Source organism: Sporosarcina sp. FSL W7-1349 (assembly GCF_038003045.1).
Taxonomy (GTDB): Bacteria; Bacillota; Bacilli; order Bacillales_A; family Planococcaceae; genus Sporosarcina.
Genome location: NZ_JBBOOK010000001.1, coordinates 183,597 through 208,434, shown reverse-complemented (window position 1 = coordinate 208,434; position 24,838 = coordinate 183,597). Strand labels below are relative to the sequence as shown.

22 protein-coding genes and 1 other annotated feature are annotated in these 24,838 nt (G+C 46.8%); of the genes, 6 read left to right on the top strand and 16 right to left on the bottom strand.

What is annotated here, in order from left to right; genetic code table 11:
* Positions 1 to 87 precede the first annotated feature (87 nt).
* Positions 88 to 1,779 (bottom strand): septation ring formation regulator EzrA, encoded by a 1,692-nt coding sequence (gene ezrA, locus MKY41_RS01040; protein ID WP_340743288.1) that lies wholly within the window; start codon positions 1,777 to 1,779, stop codon positions 88 to 90.
* Between the two features lie 176 nt (positions 1,780 to 1,955).
* On the opposite strand from ezrA, the gene MKY41_RS01035 reads away from it, so the two are divergent.
* Positions 1,956 to 2,435: a GAF domain-containing protein gene (locus MKY41_RS01035; protein WP_340743287.1), complete on the top strand. Its 480-nt coding sequence runs from the start codon at positions 1,956 to 1,958 to the stop codon at positions 2,433 to 2,435.
* A 65-nt stretch (positions 2,436 to 2,500) separates the two neighbouring features.
* On the opposite strand, the gene megL is transcribed toward MKY41_RS01035, so the two are convergent.
* Positions 2,501 to 3,691, bottom strand: coding sequence for a methionine gamma-lyase (gene megL / locus MKY41_RS01030; protein WP_340743286.1), 1,191 nt, complete (start codon positions 3,689 to 3,691; stop codon positions 2,501 to 2,503).
* Positions 3,692 to 3,780: 89 nt separating this feature from the next.
* On the bottom strand, positions 3,781 to 5,643 hold the full coding sequence (locus MKY41_RS01025; protein ID WP_340743285.1) for a sensor domain-containing diguanylate cyclase: 1,863 nt from the start codon (positions 5,641 to 5,643) through the stop codon (positions 3,781 to 3,783).
* 356 nt (positions 5,644 to 5,999) lie between these two features.
* Here MKY41_RS01025 and rpsD point away from each other — a divergent pair, with 356 nt between their 5' ends.
* Complete coding sequence (rpsD, locus tag MKY41_RS01020; protein ID WP_340743284.1) at positions 6,000 to 6,602, top strand: 30S ribosomal protein S4; 603 nt, start codon at positions 6,000 to 6,002, stop codon at positions 6,600 to 6,602.
* Positions 6,603 to 6,934: 332 nt separating this feature from the next.
* Here rpsD and MKY41_RS01015 read toward each other — a convergent pair whose 3' ends face one another.
* The 11 genes from MKY41_RS01015 to MKY41_RS00965 form a co-directional block, all read right to left on the bottom strand.
* On the bottom strand, positions 6,935 to 7,894 hold the full coding sequence (locus MKY41_RS01015; RefSeq protein WP_340743283.1) for an ABC transporter ATP-binding protein: 960 nt from the start codon (positions 7,892 to 7,894) through the stop codon (positions 6,935 to 6,937).
* The gene (locus tag MKY41_RS01010; protein WP_340743282.1) at positions 7,894 to 8,877 is read right to left on the bottom strand and encodes an ABC transporter ATP-binding protein; all 984 of its coding nucleotides are present in this window, start codon (positions 8,875 to 8,877) and stop codon (positions 7,894 to 7,896) included. The genes MKY41_RS01015 and MKY41_RS01010 overlap by 1 nt, the downstream gene beginning before the upstream one ends.
* Positions 8,878 to 8,881: 4 nt before the next feature.
* Entirely contained in the window at positions 8,882 to 9,772 is an 891-nt protein-coding gene (locus MKY41_RS01005) for a DUF1028 domain-containing protein (RefSeq protein ID WP_340743281.1), read from the bottom strand.
* Between the two features lie 16 nt (positions 9,773 to 9,788).
* Positions 9,789 to 10,688: an ABC transporter permease gene (locus tag MKY41_RS01000; protein ID WP_340743280.1), complete on the bottom strand. Its 900-nt coding sequence runs from the start codon at positions 10,686 to 10,688 to the stop codon at positions 9,789 to 9,791.
* A 12-nt stretch (positions 10,689 to 10,700) separates the two neighbouring features.
* Positions 10,701 to 11,663: an ABC transporter permease gene (locus MKY41_RS00995; protein WP_340743279.1), complete on the bottom strand. Its 963-nt coding sequence runs from the start codon at positions 11,661 to 11,663 to the stop codon at positions 10,701 to 10,703.
* A 59-nt stretch (positions 11,664 to 11,722) separates the two neighbouring features.
* Positions 11,723 to 13,339, bottom strand: a complete 1,617-nt coding sequence (locus MKY41_RS00990) for an ABC transporter substrate-binding protein (RefSeq protein WP_340743278.1) — start codon at positions 13,337 to 13,339, stop codon at positions 11,723 to 11,725.
* A 240-nt stretch (positions 13,340 to 13,579) separates the two neighbouring features.
* Positions 13,580 to 14,752: a hypothetical protein gene (locus tag MKY41_RS00985; protein WP_340743277.1), complete on the bottom strand. Its 1,173-nt coding sequence runs from the start codon at positions 14,750 to 14,752 to the stop codon at positions 13,580 to 13,582.
* A gap of 5 nt (positions 14,753 to 14,757) precedes the next feature.
* Positions 14,758 to 15,483 (bottom strand): response regulator transcription factor, encoded by a 726-nt coding sequence (locus tag MKY41_RS00980; RefSeq protein ID WP_340743276.1) that lies wholly within the window; start codon positions 15,481 to 15,483, stop codon positions 14,758 to 14,760.
* Positions 15,480 to 16,259, bottom strand: coding sequence for a sensor histidine kinase (locus tag MKY41_RS00975; RefSeq protein WP_340743275.1), 780 nt, complete (start codon positions 16,257 to 16,259; stop codon positions 15,480 to 15,482). Before MKY41_RS00975 ends, MKY41_RS00980 begins: the two co-directional genes overlap by 4 nt.
* 362 nt (positions 16,260 to 16,621) lie before the next feature.
* Complete coding sequence (locus MKY41_RS00970; protein WP_340743274.1) at positions 16,622 to 17,050, bottom strand: hypothetical protein; 429 nt, start codon at positions 17,048 to 17,050, stop codon at positions 16,622 to 16,624.
* Between the two features lie 22 nt (positions 17,051 to 17,072).
* On the bottom strand, positions 17,073 to 18,896 hold the full coding sequence (locus MKY41_RS00965) for a DNA ligase D (RefSeq protein WP_340743273.1): 1,824 nt from the start codon (positions 18,894 to 18,896) through the stop codon (positions 17,073 to 17,075).
* Positions 18,897 to 19,001: 105 nt separating this feature from the next.
* On the opposite strand from MKY41_RS00965, the gene ku reads away from it, so the two are divergent.
* The 4 genes from ku (at position 19,002) to MKY41_RS00945 (ending at position 22,537) form a co-directional block, all read left to right on the top strand.
* The gene (ku, locus tag MKY41_RS00960; RefSeq protein ID WP_340745600.1) at positions 19,002 to 19,829 is read left to right on the top strand and encodes a non-homologous end joining protein Ku; all 828 of its coding nucleotides are present in this window, start codon (positions 19,002 to 19,004) and stop codon (positions 19,827 to 19,829) included.
* A 45-nt stretch (positions 19,830 to 19,874) separates the two neighbouring features.
* Positions 19,875 to 20,324 (top strand): hypothetical protein, encoded by a 450-nt coding sequence (locus MKY41_RS00955; protein ID WP_340743272.1) that lies wholly within the window; start codon positions 19,875 to 19,877, stop codon positions 20,322 to 20,324.
* Positions 20,325 to 20,433: 109 nt separating this feature from the next.
* A complete protein-coding gene (locus MKY41_RS00950) occupies positions 20,434 to 21,705 on the top strand; it encodes an MFS transporter (protein WP_340743271.1) in 1,272 nt (423 codons plus the stop codon).
* A 19-nt stretch (positions 21,706 to 21,724) separates the two neighbouring features.
* Positions 21,725 to 22,537, top strand: coding sequence for a cobalamin-binding protein (locus MKY41_RS00945; protein WP_340743270.1), 813 nt, complete (start codon positions 21,725 to 21,727; stop codon positions 22,535 to 22,537).
* A gap of 46 nt (positions 22,538 to 22,583) precedes the next feature.
* Here MKY41_RS00945 and tyrS read toward each other — a convergent pair whose 3' ends face one another.
* Both tyrS and MKY41_RS00935 read right to left on the bottom strand, forming a co-directional pair.
* On the bottom strand, positions 22,584 to 23,849 hold the full coding sequence (gene tyrS / locus MKY41_RS00940; RefSeq protein WP_340743269.1) for a tyrosine--tRNA ligase: 1,266 nt from the start codon (positions 23,847 to 23,849) through the stop codon (positions 22,584 to 22,586).
* Positions 23,850 to 23,974: 125 nt separating this feature from the next.
* Positions 23,975 to 24,481 carry a hypothetical protein gene (locus MKY41_RS00935; protein ID WP_340743268.1) on the bottom strand — a complete coding sequence of 169 codons (507 nt, stop codon included), beginning with the start codon at positions 24,479 to 24,481 and terminating at the stop codon, positions 23,975 to 23,977.
* A gap of 88 nt (positions 24,482 to 24,569) precedes the next feature.
* Positions 24,570 to 24,767, bottom strand: a binding site (T-box leader).
* Between the last annotated feature and the right edge of the window lie 71 nt (positions 24,768 to 24,838).

Sequence of the window (24,838 nt, the reverse complement as noted above, 5' to 3'; positions counted from 1 at the left end):
CCTTTACTACGCGTGATACAGCCACCGGCGCGAGTGCACCGGTGGCTGTATGAGCTCATTTCTTTATGGGTGATGTTATATGGATTCTTATACTTGCTCTTTCACAAGTTCTTCAATTTTTTTCATGGCGCCCGGTTCCACATCCTCCACCGCAGTGGCTGCTTCTTCCAACGCTTTGTTGTAACGGAATTGCCTGAATGATTCCTCTGCATCCAAAAGGCGGTTATGAGTTTCAGGATGAGTAGCCCGATACCGATTGCCGTACTGGATGATCCATTCGATCAACATGACATTTTCAAGCAATTCTTCGACTCTTTCCGTGACATCCGCCACAGCCTTTTCGGCATCCCCCAAATATGTATGGACCAAATTCATATTGAGAGGGGTTTCCTGCAGGCTTTGCGAGACGATATACAGCTGTTCATCCGCTTCTTCCAGCCTGGCTTCCATCTCATCCGGGATACCCGGTATGTTCCCTTTTTGCAGTTTGCGCTCGGTGTTTTGCAATCTGCGATTCAATTCTTCCAGCTGCGTCCGGACGTTGAGCTCATCAATGCGGAGATTTTTCAGCCGATTTGCAAATACTTCCTGTTCCTCGGAAATTTGCTCCAGTTCACTCGTGATGTCCTGCATTTCCTGTTGGAGACTGGAGTAAGCCGAGCCGCCTCCTTCTACCCGTTCGTACAGGAGTCCAAATCGATTTTCGAGTTGCTCGAGCTTTTTAAGGCTTGTCTGCGGGATATGCGCCTCTTTTTCATCCAGACGATAACTTTGTTGCACGTAGGCCGCTTCGTTTGAAGTGTCCTTCGTCAATGTCGTGACGCTACTCAGCAATTCAGCCAACCCATCGAAATTTACATCGACGTAGCGCTTTGCGTTCACTTCATTTTCAAGTGCATCGTAGAAGGAGTCGATACGATCATTGATATCATGGGCCTGCTCCTGAACAGCCTCGATTTCGAGATCCGCCATTTTCTTCAGCAGCCCTTCAATTTCCTGTTCGATCTGATCTAAGTGCTTATTCAGTTCTAGATGCTGCAAATAATAGCCTTGCTCTTCCATTTCCCTCGACCCGTTCCGCAATTCCCGGATGGAAGAAGGTATTTTATTTTGCAAATCGGTCAGCAAAGCCGGGATATCATGAATCAAGCCAAAAAGGCGGGTCCCTTTCTCTGTCAATGAAATGACAATCTCTCTCGCCTGCAAGTAATTTCCATGCGCCGTCAATTCATCGTATTCCGCAAATTTCGGATTGAAGGATTCCAACTCCTTTTCCAGCGGATTCGCGGTCATGCCGAACGAATGCTGATGAGCAAGGACCGTTTTCCGGGCGGCGCGGTGCTGCTCCTTCAATTGCTCGATTTCAATGCGGTTCTTCTCTTCGCTGCCGACCAATTCATTGAGCTCGTGCAGGATTTCATTCATTTTTTTATCGCAATAACGGATTTTATCCTGGATTAACTTTTCTGTCTCTGTCGCTTTCCGGAATCGGAAGCGGTCGACCATGTCCTCCACGTCGAATAACAGAGAATCGATCTTCGGCATATGGACATCCATCACGTCGGTCCATTCATTTCGCCAGCGCTCGAATTTCTCTTCCGTTTCTCCTGTCATATTCAACTGCTTGACCTTGGTCATTTCTTCAAGAATCGGTTTATGTTGGATTTGTAACTTTTCGTTTTCAAGTTTTTCAATTTCGGATATATGTTTACGCCTAAATAGAAAGGCGATGACTGTCATAATAATGAGAACTATAATTGGAATGATGACGTATCTCATCGTGGTCCCCCTATCCCGTGTCACTGTAACATGATATTATCCTATATCGTATCATGTTTAAAGACTTTTGGTTGCGAAAATGAATGTTTCGTATCGAAAAATCTTTTTTTTCGTCATTTCTTCGCATTCTACGTATAATCGAATTGAATCATTTTTTTGACTGGGAGGTCATTTCCATGTTTGTCCCTAACGACTATTCCACCGATTTGAACGTCGGATATGAACAACTAGCCAAGCAATTGGATGCCCTGTTGACCGGAGAAAGCGATCGGTATGCAAATTTAAGCAATGCCTCCGCTTTGCTCAACCAATTTCTCGACCGGATCAATTGGGTCGGCTTCTATTTATGGAATGGGGATGAGCTTGTGCTCGGCCCATTTCAAGGGCTCCCCGCTTGCGTGCGAATCCCGTTCGGAAAAGGGGTTTGCGGGACAGCGGCGATGCAGGAGGAAACGATCCTCGTTCCGGACGTCCATGCGTTCCCCGGCCATATCGCCTGCGATGCGGCGTCCCGTTCCGAAATTGTCGTTCCCTTGTTGAAAGACGGAGAGCTGTTGGGAGTGCTGGACGTCGATAGTCCGGAAGTGGACCGTTTTACCGAAGAGGATCGGAAGGGATTGGAACAGTTCGTCCAGACGCTTGTTGGTCACCTATAAGTCTAGTGTTCGAGAAAAAACTGCCTCGGCATGCCTGTCATCGGCTGCCGAGGCGTTTTTTTCATTCAGTCCAAAGCCATGAATGCGGTTTTCATATCCCGAATCAGATCATCCGGATGCTCTAGCCCGACGGAGAGCCGGAGCAGCGAATCGGTGATCCCCATTTCAAGCCGGTCTTCAGCCGGTACACCGGAATGCGTCATCGTGGCGGGATGCTGGATCAGCGTTTCGGCATCTCCTAAACTGACCGCAATCTTGATAAGTTGCAGATGATCCATGAAGCGCTGAGCAGCCTGCATGCCGCCCTTCACTGTAAATGAAATCAAACCGCCCCCTGCCCGCATTTGCCGCTTGGCAATGTCGAATTGGGGATTGTCTTTGTCGAATGGATAGTAAATCTCTTCGACATGTTTTTCATTTTTCAAAAAGGCGATCAGTTTCTCTGCATTGTTCGAATGGCGTTCCATCCGGATCGGCAGCGTCTTCAATCCGCGAATCAGCAGCCAGGCGTCAAACGGGGACATGATGCCGCCGTAGTCCTTTTGAATCGTGCCACGAATCCTCGCAATCTCCTCTTTCTCTTTTCCAACGAGCAATCCTCCTACGACGTCTCCATGGCCATTTATATATTTCGTAGCACTGTGAAGTACGAAGTCGGCGCCTGCCGATATTGGATTTTGCAAATAGGGGGAAGTGAATGTATTGTCGACGATGACTTGCAAGCCGTGTTTTTTGCCGACATTGACGACCGCTTCCAAATTGACCAATTCCATCGTCGGATTGATGGGGGTTTCCAAATAGATGCAAACTGTTTCCGGACGGATGAATTTTTCGATTTCCTCTTCATTGTCCATTCGGATCAAATCATGCGTAATCTTGTATTTGTCTTCCATAATTTTCAATAGGCCGAATGTACATCCGTAAATCCCTCGAGAACACAACACATGATCCCCGGCTTTAGTAACATGCGTCAGTATAGCACTCACGGCGGCCATGCCCGATCCGAATGCCAAGGCGGCTGCGCCGTCCTCGATTGCCGCAATCCGTTCTTCGAGTACGCGGACTGTCGGATTGCCTAAGCGGGAATAGATATACCCTTCTTCATTGCCGGAGAACCGGCTTGCCCCCTGCGCCGCATTTTCAAAAGAATAAGTGGAAGTCTGGTAGAGTGGAACCGCGAGACTGCCATAATGCTCCTGATCCTCGTACCCTTCATGGATGACGACAGTGTCTTTGTGAAGCGGGTGATCTTTCATTTCAATCCATCCTTTCTATGATGTGTTGGATGCGCTTACAAATAGTTTACTCTATTTTATGCACGAAAGAAAAAGAGGCGGCTTCCACTTTATGATTTCGTGGAGACCGCCCGATGGATGACAACTTGGTTTTTCCCATTATGTTTGGCTTTATATAACGCTTCGTCCGCCTCTTGGAAGAGTTGTTGGAAGGACGGTCGGCTTTCCCGGCTCCAGTCCCGCATGCCGATGGAAACTGTCACACTCGGCTCCGTGTATTTCGGAATAAGCCGGAGAAGCTGTTCCGAAAGAGCCATTCCATCCTCCATATCCCCGGAAGGCAAATAAATTGCCATCTCTTCTCCACCCCATCTTGCGGCAAATCCTTTTTCCCCGACTTCCAATAAGATGGTCCGGGAAATGTTACGCAGCACTTTGTCTCCAATGGCATGGCCGAACGTGTCGTTGACCTTTTTGAAATTATCCACGTCAATCATGAGGAATACGCCTTGCGCCTCCTCGGCCATGGATCGTTCGATGACGTTATCCAAATAACTGCGGGTATATAGCTTCGTGAGGTTGTCCTTGTCAACCAGTTCCTGCAGTTGGTCGCGCAACATCGAATTGGAAAATGCGAGAGATGAATGGCCGATCAATGAGCGCATCAACTTGAAACTGTCAAAAGGGAAATAATATCTCTCTTTATGCACAAGAATAACAAATCCAATCATTTCCTCTTGGTTCAGAATCGGGATTGCGATAAATGACTTGTAGGGAACCTCGCCCCCCGCGCATACCTCGAAATTGGCATCGAACACTTCTTTTTTCCCACTATCAAATTGACATAGGGCATAATCGATATATTGCCTGCTGCCGACCTCTTGGAAATAGGCGGTGCTCATATCTGAAACGGAAAACCGACCCCCAGCTTCCTTGAAGACAAATGCCAATTCACTCGGCTTGAATGCTCGGGTCAACTGCCCTTTTAAGAAAAGTACCATTTCATCGAATTTTAAATTTTCATTCAATTTTTTTGAAGTTTCATTTACAAGTTGCAGATCGGTGATGAGACGATGCGATTGGTCATAAAGGCTGGCATTTTCCAAGGCGTTTCCAGCCGTATTGGCCACTACCCGGACGAAATCTTTCTGCATGCTCGTAAAGTCGAATTCAATCGGTGCCTTCACTTGCAGGACTCCGTAAATGCCCTGTCTGCCTTTGATCGGCGCATTGACCAATGTTTTGGTCAGGTCTTGCGCATGCTCAATTGTCAATTCCCCGGAAAGAAATGCGTCCAAAGCAGAGGGCCTTTCTTTCATATGGTCGAATAATTGATAGGCCTGGCTTAATTCTTTCCGTTCGTGGGAAAGTAGCAGAACGACCTCGAATTCAGGAAACGAGTCAGATACCGCCTGGATGATTCCATCGAGGATGACCCGGCTCTCCATCGTCGCATTGAATAGTTCCGTGACATTGAACAATTGCCGGTAACTTTCTCCTCTTGTCTCGAGGAGATAAGTTCTTCTCACATTGTGGATCAGCTGGAGGACCGATTTCTCCAGTTCTTTCCAATAAGGCGATGCGGCGAAAGCACGAAGCCGATTTGTCGCTTTGAACAGGAGCAGGCCAATCGGCTCTCCCTCCCGATTGCGGAATAGAATATACTCATCAGCAAATTCGAAACCTTTGCCTTGAAGTTTTGCTAATATATCGTTATCAGAGACTTTTCGATTTTCCCGATTCGATTCCATCGGGATGGACAAAGTGATACTTCTGTCCGAGTCGGTTCCATTGAGCGGGATGAGGCTTTCATTATGATAAATGAAAAATTGAGAAGCCTTTATACGGAAGTGGCGGTCAAGAATCTGCTTAAGCGACTCGAACCACGTGCCATAAGAATGCGCTTCCGATTCTTCCGTCCATAAATCGAATAATTCACTTTTGATGGTAAGCATAGTCAATTGATGGTTCATGCGCATATTCACCCCTACCTGATAAACGAACTCTCTCAAATACTCAGTTTGTATTATATTCTATTATAATACATTTGAACCATATTGGCGAGCAAGAATTCTAGCCAGAAGTGCTCAGTTCTCCAATTCAATACATGGCTTGACTCTTCGCCACAATATTGTTATGATGTTCTTTGTGTAAAATAGTTGCAGCAGTTATGTGCTCCAAATTGTCCAGTCTATTCCTCGGTAGAAGGTGCATCGCGTAACCTTTTGGCTGCAAAGGCGAAGTTGCAAGATGATAGAATGGCATTTGGAAGGAACATATCTGGTTCTTATTTTACAAAATAAAACCAAAAACAGAGGAGGAGTCACTCATGGCTCGTTATACAGGTCCATCTTGGAAACTGTCCCGTCGTCTTGGTATTTCACTAAGCGGCACAGGTAAAGAAATTGAGAAACGCCCTTACGCACCAGGACAACACGGTCCTAACCAACGTAAAAAACTTTCCGAATACGGATTGCAATTACAAGAGAAACAAAAACTTCGTTTCATGTTCGGCGTAAACGAGCGCCAGTTCAAAACGATCTTCAACAAAGCAGGCAAAATGCCTGGTAAACACGGTGAGAACTTCATGATCCTTCTTGAAACTCGCCTTGACAACGTAGTATACCGCATGGGCCTTGCACGCACTCGTCGTGCTGCTCGTCAGCTCGTTAACCACGGACACGTCATGGTCGATGGCAAACGCGTGGACATCCCATCATACAGCGTAAAACCAGGCCAAGAGATCTCTCTTCGTGAGAAATCCCAAAACCTTGATGTTATCAATGAAGCACTTGAAGTGAACAGCTACGTGCCGGACTATGTAACATTCAACAAAGATACAAAAGTCGGCCAATTCGTTCGTCTTCCTGAGCGCAGCGAACTTCCTTCTGAAATCAACGAAGCGTTGATCGTTGAGTTCTACAGCCGTTAATTTGATCGCATGTCATCCAGCAACAAAAAACCCCCTAGAAACCTTGAATTTCCATGGTTTCTAGGGGGTTTTTATCTATGTTCAGACACAAAGGATGCAAGGAAATGCTCTGCGGGTGCAAGGTAGCATGAGGCTCGCGAACAAACCGCGAGGAGTGCATACAAAACACGTATAAAGGATGGCCACTTATCTATCACAAATACTCCGGAAGCTTTGATTCACTAAAGCTTTCGGGGGTTCTGTTTTACTGGAGGTGGAGGTACAACCGAATAACTGTCTAAACTATGGGCCACCCTCGCTCATTCTTAAGTTTCCAGTATCTAGTTCATTTATTAATACAAATGGCACGCGACGTAATGTTCCTCTTCGATTTCCTGCCATTGTGGCTTAACGGATGAGCAGATATCCATCTTTGCTGGACAGCGGGAATGGAACGGGCAGCCGCTCGGCGGGTTCTGGGGGCTTGGGAGCTCACCACTTAACAGAATTCGATCCCTGGCCCTATCCCGATTTGGCGATGGAATAACGGAGAGTAGCGCTTTCGTATACGGATGCAATGGGTTTTCATAAATTTGGTTCTTAGGTGCGAGTTCCACGAATTTTCCTAAGTACATCACTCCAACTCTTGTGCTAATATGCTTGATGACGCTCAAGTCGTGCGCAATGAAAATGTAGGTAAGGTCCATGCTTTCCTGAAGATCCTGCATCAAATTCAGTACTTGCGCCTGGACCGAGACATCGAGCGCTGAGACTGGCTCATCCGCGATGACCACTTTCGGCTCTAAAATTAAAGCGCGGGCAATGCCAATCCGTTGTCGCTGTCCTCCGCTGAATTCGTGAGGATATCGGCGAGCGACCTTTCGGCTGAGCCCGACCTTCTCCAACATTTCGTAGATATTTTGGAAGCTCTGCTTGTTATATAGGCGATGTATTCTCAAAGGTTCCGCCAAAATATCATAGACCGTTTTCCGTGGATTGAGAGACGCATACGGATCCTGGAATATCATCTGAACTTCCTGTCTGATTGGTCGTAACTGACGGAATGACAGGTTGACGAGCTCCTTTCCTTCGTATTGGACGCTTCCCGAAGTCGGTTCTGCCAATTGAAGAAGTGTCCGCCCCAAAGTAGATTTACCACAGCCGCTTTCGCCAACTATACCAAACGTTTCTCCTTTTTTCAGTACGAAACTGACATTATCGACAGCTTTAACTTGGCCAACCGTCCGCCGCAACAGACCTTTTTTAACAGGATAATATTTCTTGATATTTTGAACTGTTAGCACATCTGTCATCAGTCTCCCGCCTCCTTCTCATTGAGCCAGCACGAAGCCGAATGTGAGTCGGTGAATTGCACTTTCGGAGGCACCTGCGAAAAACAGATATCCCTCGCAAATGCACATCTTGGAGCAAATTTACAGCCGGGCACCATATCTTCCGCTTGTGGCACCATTCCGGGGATTGTATCCAGACGATTTTGGTTCTTTTCAATGTCAGGCATTGAATGCAACAGACCAATCGTATAAGGATGCTTAGGTGCTGCGAACAGCTCATCAATTTCAGCCTCCTCTACGATCATACCAGCGTACATGACGATAACACGATCGCATACTTCGGATACAACGCCAAGATCATGGGTGATGAGCATGATCGAAGTACCAGTCTCTTTTTGCAGTTTTTTCATCAAATCAAGGATTTGCGCTTGAATTGTGACATCAAGCGCTGTGGTCGGTTCGTCTGCGATGAGTAATTTGGGATTGCAGGACATTGCCATCGCAATCATAACACGCTGTCGCATTCCTCCGGATAACTGATGTGGAAACTCCTTCATGATTTGTTCCGCGCGGGGAATCCCGACTTGCTTCAGCATCTTCACACCTTTTTCAAACGCCTGTCTCTTGCTGCATTTCACATGTTCCCGTATCATTTCCACCATTTGAAAACCGATCGTAAAGACTGGATTCAAGGAACTCATTGGATCCTGAAATATCATAGCAATTTCATTTCCTCTGACTTTTCGAAACTGGGATTCAGGCAGAAATGCAATATTTGCATCACCATAATAAATTTTGCTGTCTGGATCAATCCGGCTAAACCCTTTCGGCAGCAACCCCATGACCGCTAGTGAGGTTACACTCTTACCGCAGCCGGACTCTCCAACAATCCCAAGCATCTCCCCTTGTCTCACAGAGAAAGAAACTTCCCGTATCGTATTGACAAAAGTCCGATCTTTCTTGAAGCCTACTGTTAAGTTTTCCACCCGTAAAACTGCTGTCATATCATCACATACTTTCAATAGCGCTTTTCTTGATGAATTCCAAGACTTTCTTATCAATGAAACCTTCAGGCTGAACACGCTCATCAAAATTCTCAATCAAATGGTACGACTGGATAGCCTCTTTCAGCATATCGTCGTCACATTGTTCAGACTCCAAATATTCCAAGACGGTTAAGAACTTCCTTAATTCATCGGCCACGGATTCACTAATTGCCAACACATCTTCTTCTGCGGTTTTGTTGAAATAAAGCTGATGAAGCTCGTAAATCCTCTCCAACTCTTTTACTGGTTCTTCATGATCATCAACACGCAAATCAATATATTTGTCATTGTAGCCGCCATAGCTACCGTTCTCCTTTACGATAAGTAATGCCGCAGACTGTTTCCCCCTGCTGTCGCCGCCCGCATCATCACCGGCTTTCAGCGCTTTCAGCAACCTATCGGCAAGCGTACCTGATGCTCCGAGGAATGCTTCACTCATCCGATCGACGACTCCTTCATCGACGAGTATATTCCCTTGCACTGCGAAGTTTTTACCGGTTTTTCCGCCAGCCCAGTCGTAGCTGTCTTCACCGGTGAACGTAGCGCTGTTCCCTTTTGCATCCACAATCCCAACTTGCCGATACGATTTCCGTTCATCGCTTTTCGTAAGTTCCTCTATTACTTCCTCCGGCGAGTCGCCGCTCTCCAGAAGTTCCAATCCTTTCGTTCCATATTCCAAGTTGGCCCATGATTGGGTAGCGACTGCCCCCACACCCGCTTTTGCATATGGGACGACTGCCCCGACGCTCAAAAATTTGGAAGCAACAGCAACCCCCAGCTCATTCGTTTCTGGATCGAAGCCTACGATTGAAAAAGTATTTACGGGACGTGTAGTAAATTTAACGTTTGTCAATTCCCCAACCTCCTAATTATTTGATTTTTGGATCGAGCGCGTCACGCAACGCATCTCCCAATAGATTCAAGCAAAGTACTACGATAAAAATAGAGATTCCCGGTATGAGACTTAAATGCGGGGCCATCCGGATATATTTCTGGCCCTCACTTAACATGACGCCCCATTCCGCAAGCGGCGGCTGGGCGCCAAGACCAAGGAAGCTCATCCCCGATGCGGCCAAGATCATCCAGCCAACATCGAGACTGACTGCGACAATGATGGCAGGTAGACAGTTCGGCAATATATGTTGAAAAATGATATGAAAATGGCTAGCTCCCAACGCCTTCTCCGCCAAGACAAATTCCATTTCGCGGAATTGCAAAGTACTTCCCCTTACGATTCGCGCATAATATGGGATGCCGACAATACTGATCGCAATCATCGTATTCGTCAGGCCCGGACCCAATGCTGCGATGATGGCAATCGCTAGCAAAATATACGGGAACGCCATTAAAATATCGATGAAACGCATAATTACTGTATCGTAAAATCTTTGAAAATAACCGGCAATCAAGCCTAGGATCGTTCCAAAAAGCAGTGCAATTGCCACAGCGAACGCGCCGATACTTATCGAGACACGGCCTCCCCAAATTGTCCTACTCAACAGGTCACGGCCTAATTCATCCGTCCCAAGAAGATGCCCCGGCGTTCCGATTGGCTGAAGTCGGTTCGCAATGGCTGTTTCATCCGGATTCGGAAGCGGTAGCAAAGGTGCTAGCGCTGTCACGAGAAAAATCAGCAGCAGAACGCTACCACCGATCATCGCCGTCTTGTCGCGCCGTATCTTTTTCCAGGCAACTTTCCATGGTCCTTCGTATTTCTCTCGCAAAGGAGCAGAAGTTGCATCTTTCATATCTCGTGTTTGATCGATCATAGCTACTCCCTCCTACTTATACGAAATACGCGGATCCAGTAAAGCGTATAAAATATCTACTATTAAATTCACAAGAACATAAGCCGTCGCTACAAAGAGAATAATTCCTTGTACTAACGGGAAGTCCCTAGCTAGGATACCATCGATCATCAGTGTGCCAATGCCCGGCCATGAAAAGACCTTTTCCACTAGCACTGCCCCGGCAAGTAGAAAACCAATCTGCATACCGATTACTGTGATGACCGGAATAAACGCATTCCGCAAAGCATGTAGAAACACAATCCGTTTCTCGCTCAATCCCTTGGAACGTGCTGTCCGGATATAATCATTTTCGAACACTTCCAGCATACTCGACCGGGTCATCCGTGCGATGACTGCACCGACTCCCGCCGACAGTGCAATGGATGGCAATATCAAATGTTTGGCCAGCTGCTCGAAGCCCGATCCTCCCGGTGAATACATTCCTGAAATCGGCAGCCAATTCAACTGAAGCCCAAAAATAATTTGCAATAATATTCCAAGCCAAAATACCGGAAGGCAGAATCCGACAAGGATCATGATCATCAATGCACGGTCGATGAAGCTATATTTCTTGTAGGCGGAAACGATTCCGACCGCCACCCCCGTAACAATCGCGAATAATGCACTCGTGATAGTCAGGATGAGCGTCGCGCCGAATCTATCCATCACCAATGGCAGAACCTCCATCTTCAGCTGGATGGAGCGTCCCCAATCGCCGGTCAGGACATTGCCAATCCAAGTAAAATATTGTTTCAGAAACGGTTCATCAAGTCCTAGATCGGTCCGGAGCTTGGCGATAGAATCGGCTGTTGCTTTCGGACCCAAAATGATCTTGGCTGGATCCCCCGGCGATAAATACATAATAGAGAATACTAATAAGGTGACCCCGAACAACACGGGGATCAACCCGAAAAGCCGTCGTATGATATAGACAAAAATAGGGCTCACCTCCATCTAGAAAAAGTGTATAAATGGCATTAGGAGCTGACATTGTCAGCTCCATGGCCCTCTCATCAAAAAGTCACATTACTGAAACGGAAGACACCTGTTGGGTGCAGTACAAAGTTTTTGACGTTAGGAGAAGTTAGAACAATCTGTTTCTCGTAATCCAATACAAGCCAGGGAGCTTCCTCCATAATGATTTCCTGGACCTTCTCATACATCGCTGTCCGCTCCGCCTTATCCGGGCTGATCCGGGCTTTGTTCAATAATTCGTTCACTTCTTCGTTGTTGTAATAGGAATCATTGAACCCTTTTGCCGGCCATTGCTCGCCGCTAAACAAGATATAGAGGAAGTTATCCGGATCGCCGTTATCGCCAATCCAAGACATCTGGTGCATATCCATGTCGCTTTCTTCCATTGGAATGAAGACTTTATCTAAATAAGTCCCCCATTCGAATGTTTGAATGTTCAACTTGATGCCGACTTTGGCCAAATCTGCTTGAATGGCAGCTGCCATAACTTGCGGCTGCTGCATTCCGGAACCTGATTCCGGCACCCAGTAATCGACTTCGAAACCGTTCTCATATCCTGCTTCCACCAATAATTCCTTCGCTTTTTCTGGGTCGTACGGATAGTTTTCTACTTCCGCATTATGTCCCCATACATTTGGCGGGATCGGGCTATTCGCCAATTCCCCCGTTCCTTGCAGCAGGCCGTCGATAATCGCTTCTTTATTAACAGCGTAATTGACAGCCTGACGGACTTTGACGTCATTGAACGGCTCTTTCTGAGTATTAAATGCAGTCCACCAGACGTGCATTCCTGCTTCCTCAATCAATTGCACTTTGGGATCATCCTGCAGACGAACGAGATCATCCGGTGGAACGTTGACGATCAGATGGATATTGCCAGCCTCAAGCTCCGCCAAGCGTGTTTGCGCTTCAGCAATCGGTTTAAAGATGATCTTCGAAATAGTAGGAGCCCCCCTGAAATGTTCTTCATTTTTCTCCAAGACTGCTTCTACGCCCGGTGTCCAGCTTACAAATTTATAAGGACCTGTGCCTACCGGATTTTTCGTGAAATCATTACCATTTTCCTCAACAGCTGTTGGGCTGACGATACTAGCGGAATGCATTGCCATGTTGCTTAGGAATGGAGCAAACGGCTCTTTCAAAACAATCTTCACTTCATAGTCTCCAAGAACTTCCACATTGTCCACCATGCCGAAAGTAAAATCAGCATATGCAAATTGCCCAGTATCATGGAAAGGATGGGCCGGATCGATTTGCCGGTCAATACTAAACTTTACCGCGTCAGCGTTGAAAGGTGTCCCGTCATGAAATTGCACATCATCCCGTAACGTGAACACATATTCCAACCCATCGTCTGTGATATCCCATTTTGTCGCTAAACTTGGTTCTAAGTCAGTGCTTCCATCTTTGAAACGGACGAGCTGGTCATACAGCTCCATGGCTGCACGAGATGAGTTGAAATCCGACACTTGATGGGCATCAAATGAAGTCGGCTCCGCTTCCAGTCCAACAATCAGTGTGTCACCGCCAGGCGTAGCCACACCATCGGCCGGCACATTGCTCTCTTCAGAACTGCCGGAGTCACCAGAACATCCTGCTGCCAGGAGCAAGGTCGCCAACATGAGGAGAAAGCCTTGCCAAAAACGTTTGCTCATTGTATTACCCCCTGTCTTTTAATTATTTTACAATTAGCAATAATACAAATGTTGTACTTTCATGTGTTATTTTTGAACTATTATGATATTGGATAATGGAGAGAGGAAATGCTTTCTCAGCAAATAGAGTTTCGCATTAAATGAAGGGTTCCTATAAAAAAATCGACAGTTCAAATGTGATTGAACTGCCAGACTTTAGTAAAGTATAAGCATGAATACCTTCTTGCATAAATAGAGTTCTTATTTCTTTCTGAGGAACAGCAATGACCTGATCAGGCCTGCGAATACTAGCGAACCAATCGCGATAACGTTCATCCAGAAAACGAGTGGGTAGTCGCCATACCAATTAAAGCATATGAGCACATAAAGAAAGCCCATCGAGAAATAAACCGCAGTTCGTTGCGCTGGCAGCATTGCATACCCAATCATGATGGGCCATTGCCAAATACTTAAGAACAGTAGAATTTGAACGATTACGTAGTCCACCGAATGAAACCACACAGTGAATGTGATAACTAAAAATAGAAAGAAGAGACCCAAGAAATAACGTTTCCTGATATGTGGTACGAGTCCATTCACATAAGAGTTCACAAACAGCATCGACAATATGATCGTATTAATGCTTCCAAGGAATACGACGAGCAGCACGAAGGTAAAGAAGAACGGCGATAGCATCCTCTCCAACATTGACAAGATCAGTAAGTTCGGTATTGCCGATTGAACCCTTTCTGTAATTGCTACGATAATCATCGTTGAAAATGCTAAGGTAACTGAACCGACACTCATCCCGATCAACAGCATCTTCGCCTTTATTGATGTTTTGGGAAACGAGTGCAAATGAAATGCGGCAAATAATTTGATGACAAATACTGCCGTCATCGCCAAATAGAAAGAAAACAGCCCTTCTCTGTTGAGATGGAGCACTTTCGGATGATAGTGCAACAGATTATGATAGACCGTCTCCAATCCCTTTTGCAAATATATGAAATTGGGAAGCAGGATGGCGAGCACGAAGATAAGGCTAATGTTCATCACAACAATGATATTCACGAGTAGTGAGGTTTTTTTCCGGATGAAGAACATGAAAACTACAATGACGGAGGCACCTATGAACAGTACTAGTTCCAATGGCGGCTCCTTGGTGAAACGCAAAACCCCCGCGATAATCCAAACCTGTAAAGCGAATGTTTCCAGCAAATGAAATGCAAAAAGGGTCAAGAGCAATGGCTTCGAGCTGTCCTCCACCCTCTTTCGAAAGAGAAGTTTACGGAAGAAGTAAACTAAGAAAACGGCCGTCACAAAAGAAGCACAAAGAATAAGCCCCCCGTACGTCCCATACTTCAATACGACGTCACTAGATAAAAAAATTAGCGTCATCGTAAAAAAAGAACTAATAACATATAAGACTTTCAACTCGATCAACCTCGTTTTTCCAGCAACTCTTGCAATTTCTGCTGGCGGTATCTAGCCGGCGTTGTCTGTACTAATCTTTTAAACGCTTTGCTGAAATAATGCTGGCTGTTGAATCCCGTGGCAAAGGAAACTTGCTCGATGGACCATTCTTTTTCCTTCACCAAAAGTTCTTTCGCCATTTTGATACGGTACCTTAGTAAGTATTCCGAAAATGGCATTCCGATTTCCTCACTGAACAATCTACTTAAATATTGAGGATGGATAAAAAGCTCTTCTGCGACTGACGAAAGTTTCAGTTGTTCGTGAAAACGTTTTGCAATGATATCGATTGTATTGCCAACCGCGGACGAGCGCGAATTATACTGAGGGTGTTGGAAAATATAATCATTCAATAAGCGTAAAAGCTCAATCTCCAAAACGGGTTTCACCAAGTAGTCCACCGCTTTTAGCTTCAACGAATATCTTGCATACTCGAATTCCTGGAATGCGGATATGATGACTACATCCAGATCGGGGTTATCCTGCTTCAATTGCTCGGCCACCTCCAGCCCGCTTCGTCCGCCAAGTTTTATGTCGATCAGAGCTAAATGAATCGTATCTTTCTGGGCGACTTGAATGGCATCCGTTCCTGCATATGTTGAAAAGATGCGCCAATCAGGAAAATTCTTCTGTATGATCATTTCTAATTGTTCTACGAATAGCGGTTCGTCGTCTAGGATTAGTAGATTCATTCAAATTCCTCCCCATACATATAGTGTCTCGGCCAAGACACGGTTACGATCGCTCCCCTAGTCTCTTTCCGATTTTCCAAGCTAAAATGAGCGGACGTCCCATAAATGAGCCGGAGTCTATCTATGATGTTTTTAAGGCCGGTTCCTAATTCTACTTCCTGGTTCCCTAGTATACCGGGACCTTCATCGATCACCTGCAAAAAGATGGTATCCCCTTGTTCCGTGATGCGAATTATCAGTGATGAGCCCCCTTCAACTTCCTCTATGCCATGCTTGAACGCATTTTCCACGACCGTTTGTAACAAAAACGGGATAATCATTTCATCGTGGAGTTGTTCTTCAACTTCAATATCAATTGAAAGGCGATTTCCGAAACGGATTTGCTGAATCTGCAAATAATGAGTCGTATGCATCACTTCCTCGCTGATCGGATACAAATGATCATGCACTTTATATTTGTATCTGAGGAACAGGACCATATGTTCAAAACCTTCTGTTAATTTTTCATATTTTTGTAGCTTCAATAGACTGAGTAAGGAATTCAGCGCATTGAATAGGAAATGCGGCTGGATTTGCTGACTAAGCTGATAATATTTGCTAGTTTCCAGTTCTTTTTCTAGCAAGACACGGTTATTTTGAATCTCCAACAGATTCACCTCTGTCTCTTTCAACTGGAAAAAAATCAAGCCGAGAAGACTGACAACTGGACCTAAAATACTAACAATAATTATAAGGAAAAACTGTTCGTAAGAAATCATGCGCATCACCTGTTTCATAATTTCCATTACGCCTCGGCATAATGAAGTCCAGATTTTTTCGGGCTTGGCCGACTGATGGCCTTTCAGCAATGCTAAATCGAGCGTCCATAACATAGCCTAACGAAAACTTATATTATAGTAATCAAAGCATTAGGTAATTCGGCTTTGGTATAAAGTCTACCACATTCGATAAACGATTCTGTTAATTTTTAAAATAAAAAAAGGTTCCCCTCGCAGAGGAACCGATTCGCTTACTGTTTGTCTGTTGGGTATTAAACCAAGATATACCCAAATGGGATGCCGGGAACAATTTCATCTATGTTCTAAAATTAAACCCCAAATTTTTGTTCAACCCCTGTATTACCGAGTAAAATCTTCTTTTACTGCGCCAGCTCCTTATACGCCAACACCTTTAGCGCTAGCAACTCTTCCTCGGTCAACCGGCTTTCCATCTTGTTCAGCAACTCCTGTTTTTCTTCCACCGTAAGGCCCGATGACGCTTTCGATTGCAGTTCTTGGATTTCTGCCAAGTCGAACTTTTTCAGCAGGACTCGGACGGCTTCTTCTTTTGTCTGGAATGGCAAATCCGCGTTCTCCGCGTTCTTACCCTCTTCCAACATCGCTTTCAATTGTGGATCCTTCTGCACTTCTTGCTTGATCGCCTCCAATTGACCGCTATTTTCAAGTTCGACTGCCACTTGGTCCATCACTTGATCGGCGATGAGTTTCGTTCCGAAATAGTAGACCCCCCAGCCTATTGCAATGACTAAGATGACAAAAACGATTAATATCTTCATCAGTTTTTTCAATGAAATCCCCCTCTACTTCTATTCATGGACGTCCAAGCAGCGAAGTAAGTTCGTTCAGCACCGCGTCGAATGGCTGCGCCTCCCCAACCGGGCGGAAATCCCGGAACGGATTGCCGATGGTCTTCATCCGTTCCGACACGACAGGAATCGGAAATCGTTCGGGTTTGAGAGAAGATGTCACTTCTTCCCAGCGGAGCGGCGTCGCGACAAGCCCCTGCTCATTCCCTCGCGGAGAGTATGGCGCCACGATCGTCTTGCCTTCCTGATGCTGGACATAGTCCAAATATAATTTATTCCCGCGCTTCTTTTTCATTCTCTCCGTTGTGAACCAGTCGGGCTCCTGCTCACATATAAAATCACAGACAAATTTCGTAAACACCCTCGTCTCTTCATACGCGAATCGATTATACGGCAGTGGAATATACAGCTGCAACCCTTTTCCGCCGGATGTCTTGACGAATGAAGTGAGCTGGAACCGGTCGAAAATCGCTTTCATCCGGAGCGCTGCTTCAACCGCCAGGCTGAACTCTTTAACAGAAGGAGGATCCAAGTCGAAAACGATTTCAGTCGGACACTCCGTATCGATCGTCTGAAACGGGATATGGTATTCGAGAGCCAGTTGATTGCCAAGCCAAAGCAGCGACTTGCTATCCTGACAAACGATATATCGAATATCCTCTTCCCATTCGGTTTGAATGAATTTTGGCGTATAATCGGGGGCGTTTTTCTGATAAAAGCGTTCCCCCGGCACGCCATGAGGATAACGAATGACGGTCAGCAGCCGATTCTCTAAAAACGGAAGCATGAACGGGGCCGCCTGTTGCAAGTAAAGCAAATAGTCATCTTTCACAAGACCGAGTTCCGGCCAGACCGGCTTGTCCGGATGGGTCATTTGGATGGATGGCGGAAGCGGGGATAATTGGCGAAGCATGAGTTTCCATTGAATTTGATCCGGCTCGGCTTCGAAATCAAAACTGTGAAACCTCGGTTCCCGCAAATGCTTTCCATCAAAACTGATGCAGGCGATTTTAGCACAAACGGACGGGGCCAACTCCCATGTCGTTTTTGACATGCGGCGTCCGTTTTCCTGAAAAAGCTTCCGCAATGTATCTGTCTCTTCATCCGATAGTCCGTGAAGGAAGGTGACCACATTCACCAATTCCTCGTCTCGATGGACCGCTCCTGTGAAGTAGCCGTTCATTTTATCATATTGGGTGATGATGATGTTGACAAGCCTCCAATTCTTCACTTTCACCCAATGGGGTGAGCGTTTTTCATTGGACCATGTACTCGATTTCCGTTTGGCGACAATCCCTTCTCCCAAGTTCTCGATGACCCGTTCCCATAATTCCTTCGGATCCTCGAACGATTCAACCATTTGGAGTTGGCTGGATTCGGCCGATGAGACCTTGGTGAATAGCTTCCTCAATTTCGTCTTCCGTTTTTGCAACGGCATCGCCGTTAGATCTTCCCCTTTATATTTCAATAAATCGAACATCATATAATGACAAGGGAAGTCTTCCCTATGCTGTTGAATGACCTGTTCGGTTCGCATCCGCCCTCTTGCTTGCACGATGGAAAAATCGCTTTTGAATGAATTGATCAAATGAACGAGTTCACCGTCCAACGTCAACGGAAGATGGGTGGACAGCCGATCTTGGATTTGCTTGCAATAGTCCACCACTTCCGGAAAATTTTCATTTACCATATTTCCGGTTCTGCTAAAAAGCATGACACCATTTGGTTCCCAGACAAGGATGCAGCGAAATCCGTCATATTTTGCTTCGTATGTCCAACCCTTTCCGACCGGGATTGTTTCGGAAGTCGTCAGTAGCATCGGTTTCATTTTTTCATCCCCTGTTTTTTGATTAGCTTTTGATTGCGCGTCTTTCTTATACATAGGAATACAGAGAACTTCCATACTAATAAAAAAGGAAAGCGGGTGAAGGATTTGCATACCGTATGGAAAGGAAGCATCAGTTTCGGGTTGGTCAATATCCCGATTAAACTGCATGCAGCGACTGAGAACAATGACATCAAATTACGCCAACTGCATAAGGAATGCCATTCTCCCATTAGTTATCAGAAAGTGTGCCCTGTTTGTGATAAAGAAATCAAAAATGAAGAGATTGTGAAAGCATACGAATACACCAAAAACAAGTTTGTCGTTTTGGATGATGAGGATTTGGAGAAATTGAAGAAGGAAAATGAAGACAAAGCCGTGGAAATAATCGATTTCGTCAAGCTGGAAGAAATCGATCCGATTTATTTCGAGCGGAGCTACTTCATGGCTCCTGACAGCGGAGGAGGAAAAGCGTACTCTTTGCTGCGCAAGACATTGGAGGATTCGGGCAAGATCGGGGTCGCCAAAATCATCATCCGATCTAAGGAGCAACTGGCCGTTGTCCGAGTATACAAAAATGCGTTATTGATGGAAACGATCCATTTTCCCGATGAGGTCCGGAATGTGCAAGATGTACCGAATCTGCCGAGCGGCGATACGGTTGTCCAGAAAGAATTGGACACGGCACTCCTATTGGTCGACCAGCTGACAACCGCTTTCGAGCCTACGAAATATACGGACGAATATCGGACGGCGCTCATGGAATTGATCGAGGAAAAGAAAGCCGGCAACACGACAGTTGCAGCAACCGAGAAACAGCCAGCCGCCCCTGCCAATGTTACCGATCTTATGGCTGCATTGCAGGCGTCTCTGGATAAAACGAAAAAGAAAAAACCGGCCCCGCGTAAAAGGGCGGCTGCTAAAAAGGAAGCGTAAGAGTCCCGATTTGGGGCTCTTTTTTTGGGGAGACGTTAAGACGGTTTGGTTGCACTCACGCTGGGGTTGCTTGCAGTTCAACGCGAATTCCTTGCGTTCACTCCCCGTTTGATTGCATCCCAGCATGGGTTCCTTGCACTTGCAGAGTTGCTTGCACTCATGCTGGGATTGCATGCTGTCCAACACGAGTTGCTTGCGCTCAATCCCCGTTTGATTGCACTCCGGCATGGTTTCCTTGCACTTGCAGGGTTGCTTGCACTCATGCTGGGATTGCCTGCAGTCCAACACGAGTTGCTTGCGCTCACTCCCGGTTTAATTGCACTCCGGCATGGTTTTCTTACACTTGCAAATTTGCTTGCACTTACGCCGGGGGTGCTTGCAGTCCAACACGAGTTGCTTGCGCTCACACCCGGTTTGATTGCACCCCGACACGGTTTCCTTGCACGGTCCATCCACTTTCGAGCACCCGTTGTTCCCCAGCGAAACATCCCCTAGAATCTCCCACCTACTTAAAAGATTCCAAGTCTTCTGCGTTTCACACTTAAAAAATGATATAATTCAAATGATCTCATTAATTTTCGTTTCTAGAAAGGTGGCTTCGTCCATGGCGCCAAAACCTTCGGGGAATCCGGAGAGCTATCTCGGTTCTCCTGAAAAGCAGCAACAGCTTTACCGAAGGACGTTATTCATTGTCGTCCTTTCTCAAATATTCGGCGGAGCCGGATTGGCGGCCGGGATTACAGTCGGTGCCCTTCTTGCCCAGGATATGTTGGGAACAGATAGTTTTGCCGGGGTGCCTGTTGCGATGTTCACCCTTGGTTCCGCGGGAGCCGCCTTTGTCATCGGAAGGCTTTCGCAACGCTTCGGCCGTCGTCTCGGGCTGGCAGGCGGTTTTTTTGCAGGGGGACTCGGCGCGATTGGCGTCATTCTTGCTGCGATTTCGAACAACATCATCGTCTTGATGATTTCCCTATTAATCTACGGTGCGGGAACCGCAACAAACTTGCAAGCCCGCTATGCGGGGACCGACCTGGCAAGCCCCAAACAGAGAGCGACCGCCGTGAGTATCGCCATGGTTTCCACAACGTTCGGAGCCGTCGCCGGACCGAATCTTGTCGATGTCATGGGAAATTTCGCTCTGAACCTCGGCATTCCTGCGTTAGCCGGGCCGTTCATTCTTGCCGCAGCCGCATACATTTTGGCCGGCTTGGTTTTATTCCTTTTCTTACGGCCTGATCCATTCATCGTCGCCAAAGCGATTGCGGCCGATCAGACAATGAAAACACCGACAGCAAGCAAGATGAGCGGCGAAGGGCAAATATTGAATAAACGAGGAATTGCCGTAGGCGCTACCATCATGGTGCTTAGTCAAATCGTCATGGTCTCCATCATGACGATGACACCCGTCCATATGGGACACCACGGACACAGTTTACGTGCGGTCGGCTTTGTCATTGGCATCCATATCGGAGCCATGTACCTCCCTTCCCTATTGACTGGGGTGCTCGTCGACAAAGTGGGTCGGACTGCGATGGCCATCGCCTCCGGAGTCACCCTTCTCGCTTCGGGACTAGTCGCCGCTTTCGCACCCGGCGACTCGGTTTGGCTGCTCACCCTCGCTTTAGGATTACTTGGGCTCGGTTGGAATTTTGGTTTAATCAGCGGAACGGCGCTTATCGTAGACGCAAGCCATCCGGAAACCCGGGCGAAGACACAAGGCTCAGTTGATGTGCTCATCGCTTTATCCGGCGCTTCCGGCGGGGCATTATCCGGAATAATTGCCGCCCAAACAAGTTACGCAACCCTTTCCATTGCAGGAGGCTGTTTATCATTGTTGCTCGTTCCCGTCGTCATATGGGCTGTAGGAAAAAATTGAATGTTGCAGAGGTGAGAGGATGAAACTGATATCAATTTGTCCGAGCAACACCGAAGTGCTCGGCTATCTTGGATTGGAAGATCAATTGGTCGCCATCGATGACTATTCGGATTGGCCGCAAGCAGTCAATTCTTTACCGAGGCTAGGACCCGATTTATCCATCGATATGGACAAATTGGAAACTTTCGAACCTGATCTGGTAATTGCTTCGTTGAGCGTGCCTGGCATGGAAAAGAATGTAGAAGAGTTGGAGAAACGCCAGATCCCCCATATTGTGTTAGATCCCCAAAGCTTAGAAGATATTGCGGATAATCTGTTGGCAGTCGGCAAAGCATGTGGTATCGAAGAGAAGGCGGAACAGATTAAAGAGGACTATTTGGCCTTCATTGCCGATATGAAAAAACGGGCCTCTTCGGTTCCAGATAGACCGTCCTTGTACTGGGAATGGTGGCCGAAACCGATTTTCACTCCAGGTCAGATCAATTGGTTGACGGAGATCAGTGAAATTGCCGGCGGGTTGAATGAATTCCGCGACGTGGAACTCGCCAGTGTCCAAACCGATTGGGATGATGTGCTGAATCGGAACCCTGATCATATTCTGCTGGCATGGGTCGGCGTGCGTCCGGAAAAGGTGAAGAAAGACGTGGTGTTGAAACGTCCCGGCTGGAAAGAGATGGGTGCCGTTCAGCAAGACCGAATTGACATTTTGGAAGAAGCCTTATATTGCAGGCCCTCTCCTAGGCTTCTTGAAGGGGCATTTAATTTAGGAAACTTGCTACATCCTGAAGCATTTAACGATTTGAAACTCCCCGCTTGGGTGACGAAATTATGAAAAAGAAAGGCCATTCCCGATCGTGGGTATGGCCTTTCTTCCATTATTATATGAATTTCACCATTTTATAATTCTTTTTCCCGCGACGGACGATGATGAAGGCGTCATCCAAACGGTCGGCCGCTCCCACTTCATACGCAGTATCGGTTACCCGTTCTCCATTAAGGGAAATGGCTCCGTTCGTCACGTCTTCCCGTGCTTGGCGCTTCGATGAAGACACACCCGATTCGACGATGAAATCGACGATGTTTTTATCCGATTTCTCCATCTCAAATGTCGGGACATCCTTGAACGCATCTTTCATTTCATCCACAGTTAAAGCTTTCAAATCTCCGCTGAACAATGCTTCCGAAATGCGGATCGCTTGATCGAGCGCTTCTTGGCCATGGATAAGTCGGGTCATTTCTTCTGCAAGCGTTTTTTGAGCTTTGCGCAAGTGAGGTTCTTCCTGGACGGACACTTCCAATGCCTCGATCTCTTCCCGGTTCAAGAAAGTGAAAATTTTCATATACTTGATGACATCGGCGTCCGCTGTATTGATCCAGAATTGGTAGAACTCGTAAGGGGATGTCTTTTTCGCATCCAGCCAGACCGCGCCGCCAGCCGTTTTCCCGAATTTCGTGCCATCAGCTTTCGTGACGAGCGGAATCGTGATTCCGAACGCTTTCGCCTCATCATCGTGCGTTTTCCGGATCACTTCAAGCCCTGTCGTAATATTGCCCCACTGATCGGAACCGCCAATTTGCACACGGCACCCATAGTTGGAGTAAAGGTGATTGAAATCTGCTGCCTGGATCAGCATGTACGAGAACTCCGTGTAGGAAATCCCCTGTTCCAAACGGGACGCTACATTATCCTTCGCCAACATGTAATTGACGCTCAATAATTTCCCGAAATCACGTAAAAATTCAATTAGGGTCATGGGACCGATCCAGTCGTTATTATTGACCAACCGAGCCCCATTTTCGGAATTGAAATCAAAGATCCGTTCCAGCTGGCTTCTGATACCTTTCACGTTTTCCGCTACTTGCTCCGTCGTTTGCAATTGTCTTTCCTCGGAACGGCCAGACGGATCCCCGATCATTCCAGTCGCCCCGCCGACGAGCAGGATCGGACGATGGCCATGCATCTGGAAACGGCGCAACGTCAGCAATGGCACGATATGGCCGATGTGCATGCTATCCGCCGTCGGATCGACACCGCAGTATAAGCCAATTTTCTCTTCATTTATGACCTTTGCCAAACCTTCCTCATCGGTTTGCTGGTAGAGCAGTCCTCTCCATTTTAAATCTTCCATCAATTCATTTTTCATTCCAAAAACCTCCTTAAAATATGTAGTGAACTAACTTGAATTTCTGTTTCGATGACGAATGCGGCAGTTCGAAATGACAGTTGCGGATTTTGCCATGACAGTTCCGGCGCCCCTGACAGTTTGCCCTAGTGCCATGACGGTTCTGGATTTCTCCATGACAGTTCCGCCGTCCCATGACAGTTTGCCCGAGTGCCATGACAGTTCGCACTTTTGCCATGACAGTTCCGACGCCCCCTGACAGTTTGCCCGAGTGCCATGACAGTCACAGGTTTCTCCATGACAGTTCGCGCTTTTGCCATGACAGTTTCGGCGCCCCCTGACAGTTTACCCGATTGCCATGACGGTTCTGGATTTCCCCATGACAGTTCGCACTTTTGCCATGACAGTTCCGACGCCCCCTGACAGTTTGTCCGATTGCCATGACAGTTCCGGATTTCTCCATGACAGTTCGCGCTTTTGCCATGACAGTTCCGGATTTCTCCATGACAGTTCGCGCTTTTGCCATGACAGTTTCGGCGCCCCTTGACAGTTTGCCCGAGTGCCATGACAGTTCCGGATTTCTCCATGACAGTTCGCACTTTTGCCATGACAGTTCCGATGCCCCCTGACAGTTTGCTCGATCGCCATGACAATTCCGCAGCCCCCTGTCAGTTCCAACATGCCCCATCATCAATCGTGCCAGGGAATAAAAAAAGTCCCCGCACGATTCGAAACGAATCATGCAGGGACGCTAATGTTTGAATTAACGCGGTACCACCCGGCTTGAGAATATAATCTCCACCTCAAAAACGCCATAACGCTGCGCCTGCGCACACTCCAAAGCTGTAATTCGTGAACGATGTACCGGACAGCTTGCACCAACCGCTGCCTCTCTCTACGGATCGACCGTCACTACTTCGACTTTTTCAATATGTGAAAAAATATACAATCCTTATTGTAAATGAATTTCAGAAGTTGTCAACATTCTCGTGAGCCCGTAAAAAATTATG